Source organism: Paraburkholderia bannensis (genome assembly GCF_014200455.1).
GTDB lineage: Bacteria > Pseudomonadota > Gammaproteobacteria > Burkholderiales > Burkholderiaceae > Paraburkholderia > Paraburkholderia bannensis_A.
Genome location: NZ_JACHBW010000027.1, coordinates 21127 through 33576 on the forward strand (window position 1 = coordinate 21127; position 12450 = coordinate 33576).

Consider the following 12450-nt stretch of genomic DNA (forward strand, 5'->3'; position numbering starts at 1 on the left):
GGGCAAGTATGTTCAAAGCGCGGCCCAGGACGGCTGGCAAGTGCCGGGCAGCGCTCAGATCCAGGGGGGCGCGGGAGGCCGCGCTTGTGAGCGCCGCTTTGCGGGTTGCCGCAGCGTCCCTGGCCTGCTTCTGCACCGCCGCCCTTCGCGAGCGACGAGCAGCATGATTTGTCTGTGCCACCACAGTCGCTTGAGGTCTAAGGGCGCGACAATCCTCAGCGGTCTTTTGTGCCAGCAGACAGGCGCGCGCGTCATTCGCGCAGCGGTGGCAGAACTTGCCGAGCCCACGATGACCGCAGTCGAATTGCCGCTTCATTTGAGTAGCTCCCGCACGACGAATTCAGGTTTTTGAGACGGCCGGCGGCAAGCTGACATCGGTCAGGTTGTCGCGCTCGATGTTCCATTCGACGGCGGGAATGCAGCGTTCGGCCCGCAGGCGCTGCTTTTCCTTCTTGCGGCGCTCATAGCTCGCGAGCCCGTTCATTCCGTAGACTTCGATGTGTGTGGGCGGGCGCGTGTCGAGCAACACGAAATCAGGGAGCATGTCGTCCTCGGGCTGCAAACGTACTGGTTTCTCGAACACACGACGCTCTGCGACGAGCCGGTTCGCCATTGCGACTTCGTGGATGGAATCACAGGGCAGGAACGCCGACGAACACAGCATCGCTGCGAGATCAACCACGCGCAGATGTCCTTTCGTTGTGCGCTCCACGAGCAGCAGGCCGATCACGCGCGCACTTTGCTCGCCGAGTGCACGCCACGCGTGCGAGTAGGACTTCTGCACGCGCTCGACCAGCTGGGTCGAAGTGAAATAGCGCTGCTTGCGCTGGCGCAGCGTGATGGAATAGCCATATTGCGTGGTTGCCACCTCGCCGATCTCTCCAAGCATCAGCGCGCGACGTGAGGTGTTCCCGTCGTTCGTGATCCTGCCCATAAACGCATCAAACTCGGCATTGATCGCATCACGGCCGCTTTCTTCGAAGCGGCGCATGATGTGGAGCGTATCGTCGGCGGCAGCCCCGTTGATCCTCGCGTTCTCGCCCAAGCCAGCCAGCAGCATTGAATTGACCGCGCCCCAGCCCCGCGCCATCGAGGCGCCGGCCCACGAAGTGAGCCCGGCGCTGTGCCAGAGCGTCTGGATGAAAGCGAGGAGCGGCGCGCTGCGGCGCGACGCCCGAGCGCTTCCGTTGGCCTTTCGGGTGCGGTCGGAGGACGTGAGTGTGTCCCGTTGCATGAGCGAGGCGTCGAGTCGCACATTCAAGCCGTCCGGGCCCGCGATGATCGCCGCGGTGCTGTCGTTGCTGCCGCTGGTCTGGCTCTGTGCATCCTTGCGGAAATCGCACCCTTCGACGTGGTGCATGCCGTCGTCCGGCCATCCGGCAAGGTGAAACAATGAGCCGTAACGCCGGATAACGAGTTTTCGCGGGGCGTGTTCACGGCAGTGGCATAGCGCGTACCCCGGCGTGACTTTCGCGCGTTCGAGAGCGCGTGCATGGCGCGACGGATGCTCCTGAACGTCGGCGAGCGAAACCCGGATGCCAGAAAACGAGACGTCAGCCATTGGCATCCGCCGTAGAGACGACTGACGACCTTGCGGGAAGGGACATAGGTGTTAGGGACATGGCCTGCTACGTTGTGCGCGGTGAAATCAGGCGTTTCTGCCCGGCGGTGGCAGTGCAACATCGTCCGGCGACTGGCTGTCGATGTTCCATTCGATGGCTGTTACATCGCGCCCGGCGCGCAGACGCTGTCTATTCTTTCTGCGGCGCGCGTCGGAAACCGGGTCATTCCCACCGTACGCCTCGATGTGCGTCTCGGGCCGTGTATCCAGCAACACGAAATCCGGGAAGGCGTCGTCCACCGGGTGCATGCGGATAGGCTTTTCGAAGAAGCGTTGTTCGGCCACAAGGCGGTTAGCCATTGCCACATCGTGCATGGATTCGCACGGCAGGAAAGTGGCCGAACACAGTATCGCGGCGAGATCGAGCACGCGAAGATGTCCTTTCGGAGAACGATCAACGATAAGCAGCGCGACTACGCTTGAATACGGCTCGCCAATGGCACGCCATGCGTGGGCGTATGCCGTCTGTGCATGCGCGACAAGCTCGGCTGTGGCATAGCAGCGCTGATTTTTATAGCGCAGGGTAATCGCATACCCGTCCCGTGCCGGTGTCACCGCGATGATTTCCCCGAAGAGGGAGCCGCGTATTTCCCCCTCGTCGTTTATCCCTGTGATGCTCGCACCGCAGCGGCGCTCGGCGTCACCGAGTCCGTTGAACATCAGCCCATGTACGGTCGTCCAGCTGAGTGACATGGATGTGCCGGCCCAACGGGACAAGCCTGAGCGTGTCCACAGTGTCTGGAGGATCGGGAGCAGCGATTTGGAATCAGGCATCAGCGGTTTCCTCGCGTGGGATTTCATATTCGCGCCCGGTCGCGCGATCGGTCAGGAACCAATCGCCGCCACGCAGGCGTTTGACGTGGCAGGCGGGGTAGCAAAGCCGCATCTGCCGCAGTTCTTCGCCGGCCTTGTATGCTGCGCGTCGTTCGCGCACGGTATTCACCAGCGCAAGGACGCTGGCGATCAGGATCAGCGCGCAAAGGACGGCACCTGCAATCCAGGGGCGATGCCAGAGCAGATCGCAGATACGGCTGAGTCCAAACCAGAGAAGAACAGGTACGGCGAGGGCCAGCAACATTTCGCGGAATGACATAAGTGCTCAGGCGACGATTTCGACGCAATCTTGGGGGCCACGCCAGAAGGAACCGTCCTCGGTATCGAGAACGATCACCATGCCGGTGTCCAGATCGTGCTGGGTGACAACGCCTTCGCCCCAGTCAGTCGGACCCGTCTGGTACTGCACGCGGCGCAGCCTCATAGAGTGCGCGTCATTTGAAGAAGGAGGGGCCATGAAACGATCATGGCGCGAGGGCGGGGCAATCGAAGGGCAAAAGCTCAACGAAATCGCGTTCGTTTTCGTTGTCGCCGAATTAGCCGGAAAGCTGCACAAAAACTGCACCATTCCGGCTAAACGGCTGCAGGCGCCTGCAAAACCGGATGTTCAGGCGCGGCGCGCGCGGAAAACTGATATCGGACCACTGACAGGCGTGCCGACGGTCAGCCGCACGCGGCGTAGCAGGTCGTTATGGAAGGCGCTGAGCAGCGATTCCGGCGGGCAGAAGAGCAGCCGCGTGCCTGCGATAAGAAAAAAGGCAATACCGTACAGCGAGGCAATGATGCCTGCAATCGCATGAAGCAGACCGGCGAGCGTGGCGATGTGGTCGAAACGCGCTGCCGGTTGCGCAAAAATCGTGACGAGTTCGCGCGTTGACTCCTGCGGAAACATGAGGAAGCATTCGAGGAAGTAGGCGGCAATGACGAACATCGTGACGCCAAAGGCCAGAAGCGCGTGACGAGACAGCGCGCCAACGACGGTGAAAGCCTGAGCCAGATAGTTTCGCGGGTCATTCGCGCTCTCCATACGCATTCTGGCGTAGACGGGCTCTGGAATGGCGCCCACCTCGACACCGTTGACGCTGACCTTCATCACGATACGGTCGTCCGCCGCTGCAATGCCACGCCGCAGGGAATGCAACCAGACCAGCCGCAGCAGCTCGCTGGCCAGACCACAGGCAAGTGAGAGGCACACGATATGCCAGAGTCCCCGGGCACCGGGCGGCGCGGCGCGTGTGAAGAAAACCAGGCAGAACACGATCGCCGCAGTCGCCAGAGCGAAGCTGGCCGAGCCCAGCGAGGGGTGACGTTTTTTAAGATCAGGCATAGGGTCTCCATGAGAGGGCGCGGGCGGGTGATTGCCCGCGCATTCATTCTCCGGTGACGACGCAAGGGACAATTCCTGAAAAGCCGCGCGATAGCGCTCTCATAGTCTGTCCTGTCGGCTATTGGGGCTGCGTTTCTCCACAAGGTTTTCCACCGTTTCTGTGGATAACGTGTTTGGGTCAGTAATACGAAAGCACGTCAGAGAGGTGGCCCTTTCTCGCGCCCGATACGCCAGCACTCCGGTACGATTTGCTTTACTACTGCGTCGTCGACGCATCGACCTGCTGGCATCTGCCAGCCATTTCTTTACCCTCTGGGGCATGACTGCCCCGCAGGGCCATGCCTCGTCTTCATTCAGGAGCAGGCATGAGCCGCAAGAGCGCAGAGCACAAATTTGAATACACCGCCGACGAGCATCAGCGCAACTTCGTTTCGTTAATCAAGCAGTTTTCGTACGGGCATCACCTCGACACGGTTTTCCGTGATTTCGTTGAGATGGCCGCGATCACGATGAGCAACAGCGTGGACCGCGCGCAGTTCGACGCACGCGAGAAGCGGTATCTGGAAATCGTCGGCAAATACAGGAAGGAAGAGGTCGAGCGCTTTCCGCTGATGTTCGCGGAGCTCACGCTCGCTTTCGAGAAGCGGGTGTCCGTTATGGCCGCGGCGCGGGAGCGGGGTGTGATGGCATCGAACCTGACGGACGTGCTTGGTGAGACGTACATGATGCTGGAGCTCGGTAACGATCGAAGCGGGCAGTTCTTTACGCCCTATGCGATATCGAAGCTGATGGCAGGCATGATAGGCGGTGATGCCGTCGCGCGTGCTGATGCCCAGGGCTTCGCCCGCGTCCACGAGCCCGCTTGCGGCGCTGGTGGAATGGTCATTGCGACGGCCGAGGCGTTTCACGACGCCGGGCTGAACTACCAGCAGGCGATGCACGCCACGTGCATAGATATTGATTCCTGCTGTGTGAATATGACGTATCTTCAGCTCGCGCTTCTGCACATTCCCGCGATCGTGGTGCATGGAAACGCGCTGACGATGGAGGTGTGGGGGCATTGGTTCACGCCCGCGCACGTTCTCGGCGGCTGGGGTCGCAAGCTTCGCGAACGTCGCACGCTCGATGTGATGCGCTCCCTTATGGGCGCGTCGTCGTCAGAGGACGAGCCGGGCGACGAGCAGGTGCCGCCGGCATCGTCGGAGGAGGTCATTCCCGACCCGGTCGTGGAGGTCGAAGCCGCAATCCATGACGTGGCCGTAGCCGGTGCTGAAGCCGAAGAGGCAGGCGAACTGGCGGTGCTTGAACGGCCTGTGCAGGCCCAGGCTTCGGTTGGCCTGGCGGATATGTTTGAAGAGATCGTTAGCACGCGACCGCGTGAGCGCGACATCTTCGATGTCATCGACCAGATGGCACTTTTTTGACCCACGGCCCGGATCTTTCCGGGCCTTTTTCATTGGCGAAAGCCGTATTGAATCGGCGATCTTTTCCGGCACGGCGGCAGCTTCCGGCGCGATATCGTTGCAATACCTACTGCGCTCCACGCGCATCGACACCGGCCATCACGGCCATTCTTTATCTAGCCCTCGGGAATCCTCTTCCCGGTCGGGTCGCGGGTTCCCTCTATGGAGACCCGCAATGCAACAAGCTCTTACCCTTCGCCTCGGCGATATCCAGACTGGCCGCAATCCGCGCAAGTATTTCGATCCCGCGAAAATGGAGGAGATGACTGCGTCGGTTCGCGAGCAGGGCATCATTCAGCCTGTTCTCGTTCGTCCGATCGGTGACGGCCGCCACGAACTTGTCTGTGGTGAACGTCGTCTCCGCGCCGCGAGAGCCGCCCATGGCGACGACTACGCGGTGCCGGTCGTCATTCGCGAGCTGGATGACGCCGAGGCGCGCGCGATCGCGCTCATCGAAAACATCCAGCGCGATGATATGGCCGCGTCCGAAGAAGCGGTGTCCGCCGCTGAGATCGTCGGCCTTTGCCACGGTGACCGTGACGAAGCGGCGCGCCAGCTTGGCTGGTCCCGCGCCGTGCTCGATTCCCGGCTTGCGCTCATGAACTGCAGTGTGTCCGTTCTGGAAGCACTCAACACCCGCAGCATCAAGCTCGGCCACGCCGAACTGTTTGCTGCTTTCACGAAGGAGCAGCAGGACAAGCTTCTGCCCGTCATCGTGAAGGAAGGGCGCACAGTTGCCGAACTGAAGGCTGTGCTTGAGCGAGCCGCATGCTCGCTTTCCTCTGCGATCTTCGACAAGACCGACTGCGCTGGCTGCCAGCACAACTCCGCCGCCCAGGCGGAGATGTTCGGCGAGTCCATCGGCACCGGCAATTGCACAAACCGCACCTGCTACAACGAGAAGACGGACCGGCAACTCGATGCGACGGCCGCAGGCCTGCGCGAAGAGTTCCAGACCGTGCGTATCGTTCGGACTGGTGACAACCACACGCGCGTTCAGCTCGTCGCAGAAGGTCCGAAGGGCGTGGGCGTCGAACAATCGAAGGCGTGCTACGCATGCCAGAACTTCGGCGCGGCGGTGAGCGGTCTGCCCGACTCGCTTGGCAAGGTCTACAAGGGCCAGTGTTTCGACACCGTCTGCAACATGAAGAAGGTGGCGGCGCGCATCAAGAGCGAGAAGCCGGAAACGGCGGCCGCAAAAGCGGCTTCGTCCGGCGGTTCGTCGAAGGCCAGTTCACCCGCGAATGGTGACAAGCCAGCAACGGCAGCACCGGAAGCAACGGTCGTAGCCGAATCGGATCGCGTGAAGACGTATCGCGTGGCGCTCTGGCGCAAGGCATTGCGTCGTGAAGTGAGCGTCGATCCGGCGCTCGCGCAGCGCTATCTGCTTGCGATCGTGGCGACCGGTCAGGCGCGCAGCATCGAGCCCGCGCCGGTCAATACGGTCTGGGAGCGGCTCATCGACGACAAGCCGTCTGTGGGCGACTTCAGCGTGGCGGCCAGCGCGGCCGCCACGCTGGATGCCGACAACGCCGCGAAGCTGATGATTGCGCTCACGCTGTCCGCGATCCAGGGCGTCGATGTCTCCTATCTCATGACGATGTGCCGTCACCACAAGCTCGATCTCGCGAAGCACTGGAAACTCGACAAGGAGTTTCTGGAGCTGATCACGAAGTCGGAAATGAAGGTCGTGGCCGACGAACTCGGGCTGCGCGCGGCGATGGGTGAGGACTTCAAGAAGGTATTCGCGAAGTCCAAATCCGAAGTCATCGACGCACTACTCTCGGTTGACGGCTTCGACTACACGGGCAAGGTTCTGAAGGTCCTGAAATATTGATCCCCGTCGCGGCGTTCGCTGCGACTTCTCCTTTTTACGCCGCGAGTCCATGGACTGCGCGGCGTTTTTCTTTTCAGCGAGGTTTTTATGTTCCAGCAACTCGAAGCGTTCGTTCGCGAGACCGGCAAGGTCACGCTCACGATGAAGATGGCAGGCGACCAGATGTCGGTGGTCGTGGTGCCATGTGGTGATTCGAAAGAGGCCGTGCTGCGCCAGCCGTTGGTACTGACCGCGACGCCTGCCGAACTCGATGAGGGTTTCGCGCAGGCGCTGCAGACGTTCGAAGGCGCGCACCGTTCACTCGCGGAGCAGGTGAGTGCCACGACCGAGATCCTGCAGGCGGCTGAAAAGTCGCAGGCTGGCAAGGCGCAGAAGGCACTGTCAAAGGGGGCGAAGCCGGCGCTTCCCGCGCCGTCAGGGCAGACCGATGACGATGCTGACGAAGCTGACGACGCAGCAGGCGAGGAGACCAGTTCTGCGGCAAACCCCGCGGACGCTGGCGCTTCGCCACAGGCTGCCGACGACGGCAAGACCGATCTCTTCAATCTTCTTTGAGGAGCGCGGCCATGACGATCAGCGTCGCAAAGCTCATTCGCGAATTCACCTACAACGGCATGAAGTTCGCCGATCCCGGCCCTGCGTTCACGCCCAACGATGTGCGTGATCTCTTTTCCGCGCAATACCCCGAACTGACGACCGCCTCGGTTGATGGTCCGGAGTTCGCGGGGGAGGTTGCGATCTACAAATTCGTGCGTGCCGCTGGCGCCAAGGGCGCCCATGCGTAAGGACGCCTTGCTCAAGCTGCTCGCCGATCCGGCGAAAGGCTTCAACCAGGAACCGCCCGAAGGGGCGGTTTTTTTACATGACGACGAGGTTGCCAAATGCTCTTCGATCCTTCATCAGATGATCGGGCGCTCGATGCAGGCTCCGGTCCGACCTGGCAACCGGCGGGCGCTGCCGCTGCCAGACATCGACCTGCCACTGATGTTCTGACGTTGCCGGATGTCGGCCACGATGTTCCGCCGGTCGCGAGGATCAGGTTGCGGCCGGATTCAGACGTCGACGCTCTGGTCCTTGAGCAGTTCCGGCACTCCCCGTTGCGCGCATCCGACGTCGTTGCGCCGACCAGTCCGGCCGACGCGTTCCAGCAGGCGTTCTTCGCCTGGTTTCGTCGTCAGTTGCCCGAGCCGCTGCGCTTCATTTCGATGGGCGTCGTGCTCTGTGACACAAATGCGGTCCATGACGAGATCCAGTATCGCTGGGACAAGGAAGAGTTCGAGCCGACGTCTGCGCTGCATCTCGGCGTGACGCTGGACAACGAGTGGGTTCACGAGATGGGAACGCTTGCGCAGCCTTTGCGCAAAGCGCATCCACTGCTTCTTCACACGCTCTTCTCGGTGGTGGATCAGGTGTCATTCCGTACGGTGCCTATCCGCACGCCGGGCTGGTTTCTCAGCGAGAAGGCGTGTCGAGACTGGGAAGGCAACGAGAGCGCAACAGATGATGAAGCGCGCGGTTGGCTGGAGGAGGCTTACGGCAACGACCAGGAAGTGATTTCGCTTCATCTGCCGTCGGTTATTCGTCCGCTTGTCTATCCCGATGAAATCCGCTGCCCTGAGAAGGTCACAGGTCGACGCTCATGCAAGCCCGATCTTTCCCTTCGGGAGTTGCGTGAGCTCGCTTCGACATCGTCCGGCATGGTGAGTGCCGTCTGTCGCGAGATTGTTGCGCTGCGCCTGCTGCTGGGCGCGGCGGGCAAGCGGCCCCTCCTGAACGACGGCTATCACGCCGGCGCCATCTATTCCGGATGCACATTCGTGCTCGAAGCCAACGCGACGATCAGCGAGTTTCTCGACGATCACGTGAACATGGAATATCAGGCGGGCGAAGCGACGGAGTTCGAGCGCTTCATCACATTTTCCAAAACGAAAAAGGGTATCCGCGAGCAGTACGCGCAATGGTCCCTTGCCTTCCAGATGCTTCGCCGCCTTGACCGCCTTCTGGCGCTGGTGGTGAGCCCTTGATATCAGGAGTTTTCTTATGAACGGTGTATCCATTGGTCAGACGGGCAACGATGTCACGCTCGCGCGTGCGCTGCTCGTGTATGAAGGGCAAAACGGCGCGGAGTACGCGACCGTGCATCCCGTCACAACTGAGGTCAAAAGCGGACGCCCGCTGATTGGTGCGGGACGCCCGCTCGATCGTCGCGCGATGCTCGATGCGCTTGTGCAGCTGGACCGCAATGCGGCGCCAGCGGCCGAGTTCTTACCGGCAACGGTGCTAGGCGTGACGTCGACCGCGGTGACGTGGTGGTGTCCGCCGGTGTCGCGCCGCGTGTTCTTCAAATGCCCGAAGGTGGGCGAACGATCGGCGGTCGTGACGCATCCGGGCCTCGTTTTTCAGGCTGGCGTCGAAGGCTTTCGTGTCTTTGCGCTGGCGGGCGACACGCGGCCAGAGGAAGCGACGGCGCTTTTCGAGCCGCCCTATTTCAACACCTGGGACCACGGCCAGATCTGCATCGGGTCGGCGAAGGTGCCGGGACGCATCGAGGTGGCCGCCATCAAAGGCTGGGAGGAAGGCTTTTTCAACTCGGCGTTCACCCATCCGAACCACGGTGGCAAGCGGGTCAACTACGACGCTGGTTTCCATGCGTTCTGGACCGACATGCTTGACGGCAGGTTCGAGGCGTTTCCGCTCGACGTGCTCGTTCCGATGAAGGGGGCGACGGCCGGGAAGCTGGTGGCGGGCAAGATCGGAGGTGCAGCATGAATCCGATCGATGTTGCTCTCCAGGGTTCGTTTCCGTCCGTGATGGTGCCCACGCGTGAACCGGTGGCGCCCATGACCCAGCCCGGTGAGCGTCTGCTTGTTGCGGCCGACGGCGTGTTTCTGGAGATCAGCCGTCCCTGGTTGCGTGTCGTACGGCGGCTGTCGTCGTTTAACTGGCGCACGCCGGTGCCGTATGGCGTGGCCAGTGAGCAGACCGAACTGCTTTGTGGCGCGGTGCCCGCCGTGCTGGTGGCGCAGTTTGCGGCCATGGCGCGCGCGGCGTTGCCCAACGAAGCGGGCGCGTGGATCGTGTGGGATGCGGCAACGGGCGAGTTTCGTCTGTTGCCGCTTCCCGCGCTGTCGCATGGTCCTGGTCATCTGCACTACGACCGACCCGTGCTGCGCGATGATGAGTGGCTCGTCGTAGACTGCCATTCGCACGGACACTCGAAAGCCTATTTCTCGTCGACCGATGATCGCGATGACCAGCACGACGTGAAGCTTGCGCTCGTGCTGGGCAATTGCGATCGCGCACCCTCTATCGCCTTGCGGTTGTGTGCAAAGGGACGATTTGAGGATGCAGGCGGGGTGCCGCAGAAGTGGCTGGCGGCCCTCTCAGGGGAGGTCGCATGAGCGCGAACGTGGCACATGCGACGCCGGCTGACATGCTCGGTCGGGCCTGGAAGGTCGTAGTCGTCGGAGCGGGTGGAACGGGCAGCGCGCTGCTTCCGTCGCTCGCCCGCCTGCATCACGCGATGGTCGAACTCGGGCACCCGGGCGGTATCGAGTGCACGGTGTACGACGACGACACGGTCAGCGAGTTCAATGTGGGCAGGCAGGGGTTCTATCCGAACGACGTCGGCCAGTACAAGGCGACGTTGCTGGTGAACCGCCTGAACCTGCTCATGGGAACGAACTGGGTGGCTGCGCCGCGCCGCGTCGATTCCACGATCAGCCTGCGTGCTGATCTGGTCATCGGTTGCGTGGACTCGCGGCGTGCGCGTCACGCGATTGTGCAGGCGGCGAAGCGCGGGAGCGTGCGGTACTACCTCGACTGCGGCAACGAGACGGACCGCGGCCAGGTCATTCTGGGCGAATTCGGCAAGCCCCGGCACGACAGGCTACCCCATGTGGGCGACCTGTTCCCGGACATGCTGAACGCGAAGAACGACAAGGGCGACGACACTCCGTCGTGTTCGATGGCGGACGCGCTGCGCAAGCAGTCGCTCGTCATCAACCAGGCGATCTCGGTGCAGGCGTTCAACCTGCTGTGGTCGTTGTTTCGCAACGGCGGCCTGACGTTTTCGGCCGTGTTTGTGAACCTCGCAACGGGGCGCACGAATCCGGTTCCGGTCGACCCGGCAGCATGGGCGCGCTTCGGTTACGACGCGCCGCCCGCGCAGAAGCCGGCTCGCCGCAGAAAATCGTCCGGCCAGTAGATATTTCTGCCTCATCCTGCATGCCGCAAATTTCTTTGCGGCATGCAGCCCTATCTTCCTTATACCTGTGTGTTGGACATCTCACTCGCGTCAGGCAATCCCGCCCGACCGGATACCGATTCACGTCCGACGACTTTCCCTTTCTACAAGGAGCTGTCCATGCCGGAATTCTTTTCCGCAACCACCGACGCCCGCTTTGCCCGCACGCTGGGCCAACGGGTTTTCGCAATCGTTCTCGCCATCGCACTGCTCACCGCCGCTGGCCTGCACCGCCTGTGGGGGTTTGCCCAACCGCACCACGCTTGGCTGCGCCTGCTTGAAGTCCGTTATCTCGGGCACTGGGCGCCAGCTGGCATCGAGCATGTCATCACGGCGTGCGCAGCCTGCGCGCTGTTCGCGTTGTGGTGGTCGGGTTTTGTGCTGTCGACGACCCGAAATCGCATGCTGCTCGGTCTGGTGTTCGCCGTACTGTATCTGGTGACGTCGACCGGGCTGTACGACGGCCGGCAGTTTATGGCTTCGGGCGACACGGACCAGCTTGTGCAGATGGTCTGCGATGTCGCCGGTCTGCTGCTCGCGCTGCTCGGGTTGTCGTGGCCGCAGCGGCGCGAGGTTCGTCAGGTGCCGAACGGCTTGCATGTCTGAGCGTGCATTGCACCGCAAAAGCGGTGCTACATTGCTCGGGGTCACGCCTGAAGTTTCTTGATACAGCGCCGTCCCGCTTACGCGGGCGGCGCTTTTTTTTCGTCCGCCGCTTATGCGTCGGCGTGCACTGGCGAAGCGAAGACCGTGAAAATGCTCTGGAGCAGCGGACTGGATTGCGAGGGGCCGCCTTGAGCCAGAGGTGCAGCGCCCGACGGGATGTCGATGCTACTTGCGAGCGCGGCGATCGCATCGTCGGGCCACCGGGACGCCAGGCCCACGTCGGCGAACGCCTCGTCAAGAATGGCGCGCGCGACATCGCCCGTGAGCACTGCGCCGCTCGCGCGATAGCGCTCGGCTATCACGCGGACCGTCTGCGCAACGTCCGCGTTGAAGCGCGCGCGACGCCGCTCGATGGCCAGTTGTTCTTCGTACATGGGCAGATTTCCACAGGTAGAATACTGTATAAATATACAGCCTTTTCAAATCATGGCCAAACCCGACTCGCCCATGCCCGAG

Annotated in this window: 16 protein-coding genes; 10 read left to right on the top strand and 6 right to left on the bottom strand. The window is 62.0% G+C overall.

From position 1 onward, the window contains the following. Positions 1 to 340: 340 nt before the first annotated feature. From F4827_RS31010 to F4827_RS31030, 5 genes are all read right to left on the bottom strand, one after another. Entirely contained in the window at positions 341 to 1561 is a 1221-nt protein-coding gene (locus F4827_RS31010) for a DUF1173 family protein (protein WP_184123883.1), read from the bottom strand. 87 nt (positions 1562 to 1648) lie between these two features. Next, positions 1649 to 2395 (bottom strand): DUF1173 family protein, encoded by a 747-nt coding sequence (locus tag F4827_RS31015; RefSeq protein ID WP_184123885.1) that lies wholly within the window; start codon positions 2393 to 2395, stop codon positions 1649 to 1651. Then, entirely contained in the window at positions 2388 to 2714 is a 327-nt protein-coding gene (locus F4827_RS31020; RefSeq protein ID WP_184124000.1) for a hypothetical protein, read from the bottom strand. The genes F4827_RS31015 and F4827_RS31020 overlap by 8 nt, the downstream gene beginning before the upstream one ends. Positions 2715 to 2720: 6 nt before the next feature. Next, on the bottom strand, positions 2721 to 2912 hold the full coding sequence (locus F4827_RS31025) for a hypothetical protein (RefSeq protein ID WP_184123887.1): 192 nt from the start codon (positions 2910 to 2912) through the stop codon (positions 2721 to 2723). A gap of 150 nt (positions 2913 to 3062) precedes the next feature. After that, complete coding sequence (locus tag F4827_RS31030; protein ID WP_184123890.1) at positions 3063 to 3782, bottom strand: hypothetical protein; 720 nt, start codon at positions 3780 to 3782, stop codon at positions 3063 to 3065. Positions 3783 to 4147: 365 nt separating this feature from the next. Between F4827_RS31030 and F4827_RS31035 the strand changes: the two genes are divergently transcribed. From F4827_RS31035 to F4827_RS31080, 10 genes are all read left to right on the top strand, one after another. Then, on the top strand, positions 4148 to 5206 hold the full coding sequence (locus tag F4827_RS31035) for an N-6 DNA methylase (RefSeq protein ID WP_184123893.1): 1059 nt from the start codon (positions 4148 to 4150) through the stop codon (positions 5204 to 5206). Between the two features lie 214 nt (positions 5207 to 5420). Beyond that, positions 5421 to 7082, top strand: coding sequence for a PRTRC system ParB family protein (locus tag F4827_RS31040; protein WP_184123991.1), 1662 nt, complete (start codon positions 5421 to 5423; stop codon positions 7080 to 7082). An 87-nt stretch (positions 7083 to 7169) separates the two neighbouring features. Beyond that, on the top strand, positions 7170 to 7637 hold the full coding sequence (locus tag F4827_RS31045; RefSeq protein WP_184123896.1) for a PRTRC system protein E: 468 nt from the start codon (positions 7170 to 7172) through the stop codon (positions 7635 to 7637). An 11-nt stretch (positions 7638 to 7648) separates the two neighbouring features. Continuing rightward, positions 7649 to 7867, top strand: coding sequence for a PRTRC system protein C (locus tag F4827_RS31050; RefSeq protein WP_184123900.1), 219 nt, complete (start codon positions 7649 to 7651; stop codon positions 7865 to 7867). A 7-nt stretch (positions 7868 to 7874) separates the two neighbouring features. Beyond that, positions 7875 to 8075, top strand: coding sequence for a hypothetical protein (locus F4827_RS31055; RefSeq protein WP_221303882.1), 201 nt, complete (start codon positions 7875 to 7877; stop codon positions 8073 to 8075). Positions 8076 to 8122: 47 nt separating this feature from the next. Beyond that, a complete protein-coding gene (locus tag F4827_RS31060; RefSeq protein ID WP_260184718.1) occupies positions 8123 to 9106 on the top strand; it encodes a PRTRC system protein F in 984 nt (327 codons plus the stop codon). Positions 9107 to 9122: 16 nt separating this feature from the next. Further along, positions 9123 to 9851: a PRTRC system protein B gene (locus F4827_RS31065; protein ID WP_184123905.1), complete on the top strand. Its 729-nt coding sequence runs from the start codon at positions 9123 to 9125 to the stop codon at positions 9849 to 9851. Beyond that, on the top strand, positions 9848 to 10483 hold the full coding sequence (locus F4827_RS31070) for a PRTRC system protein A (protein WP_184123907.1): 636 nt from the start codon (positions 9848 to 9850) through the stop codon (positions 10481 to 10483). The genes F4827_RS31065 and F4827_RS31070 overlap by 4 nt, the downstream gene beginning before the upstream one ends. Continuing rightward, positions 10480 to 11289, top strand: a complete 810-nt coding sequence (locus F4827_RS31075) for a PRTRC system ThiF family protein (protein WP_184123909.1) — start codon at positions 10480 to 10482, stop codon at positions 11287 to 11289. Before F4827_RS31070 ends, F4827_RS31075 begins: the two co-directional genes overlap by 4 nt. A 159-nt stretch (positions 11290 to 11448) precedes the next feature. Continuing rightward, positions 11449 to 11934: a hypothetical protein gene (locus F4827_RS31080; protein WP_183733862.1), complete on the top strand. Its 486-nt coding sequence runs from the start codon at positions 11449 to 11451 to the stop codon at positions 11932 to 11934. Positions 11935 to 12044: 110 nt separating this feature from the next. On the opposite strand, the gene F4827_RS31085 is transcribed toward F4827_RS31080, so the two are convergent. After that, positions 12045 to 12368 carry a DUF2471 family protein gene (locus F4827_RS31085; RefSeq protein ID WP_183733859.1) on the bottom strand — a complete coding sequence of 108 codons (324 nt, stop codon included), beginning with the start codon at positions 12366 to 12368 and terminating at the stop codon, positions 12045 to 12047. Positions 12369 to 12450 lie beyond the last annotated feature (82 nt).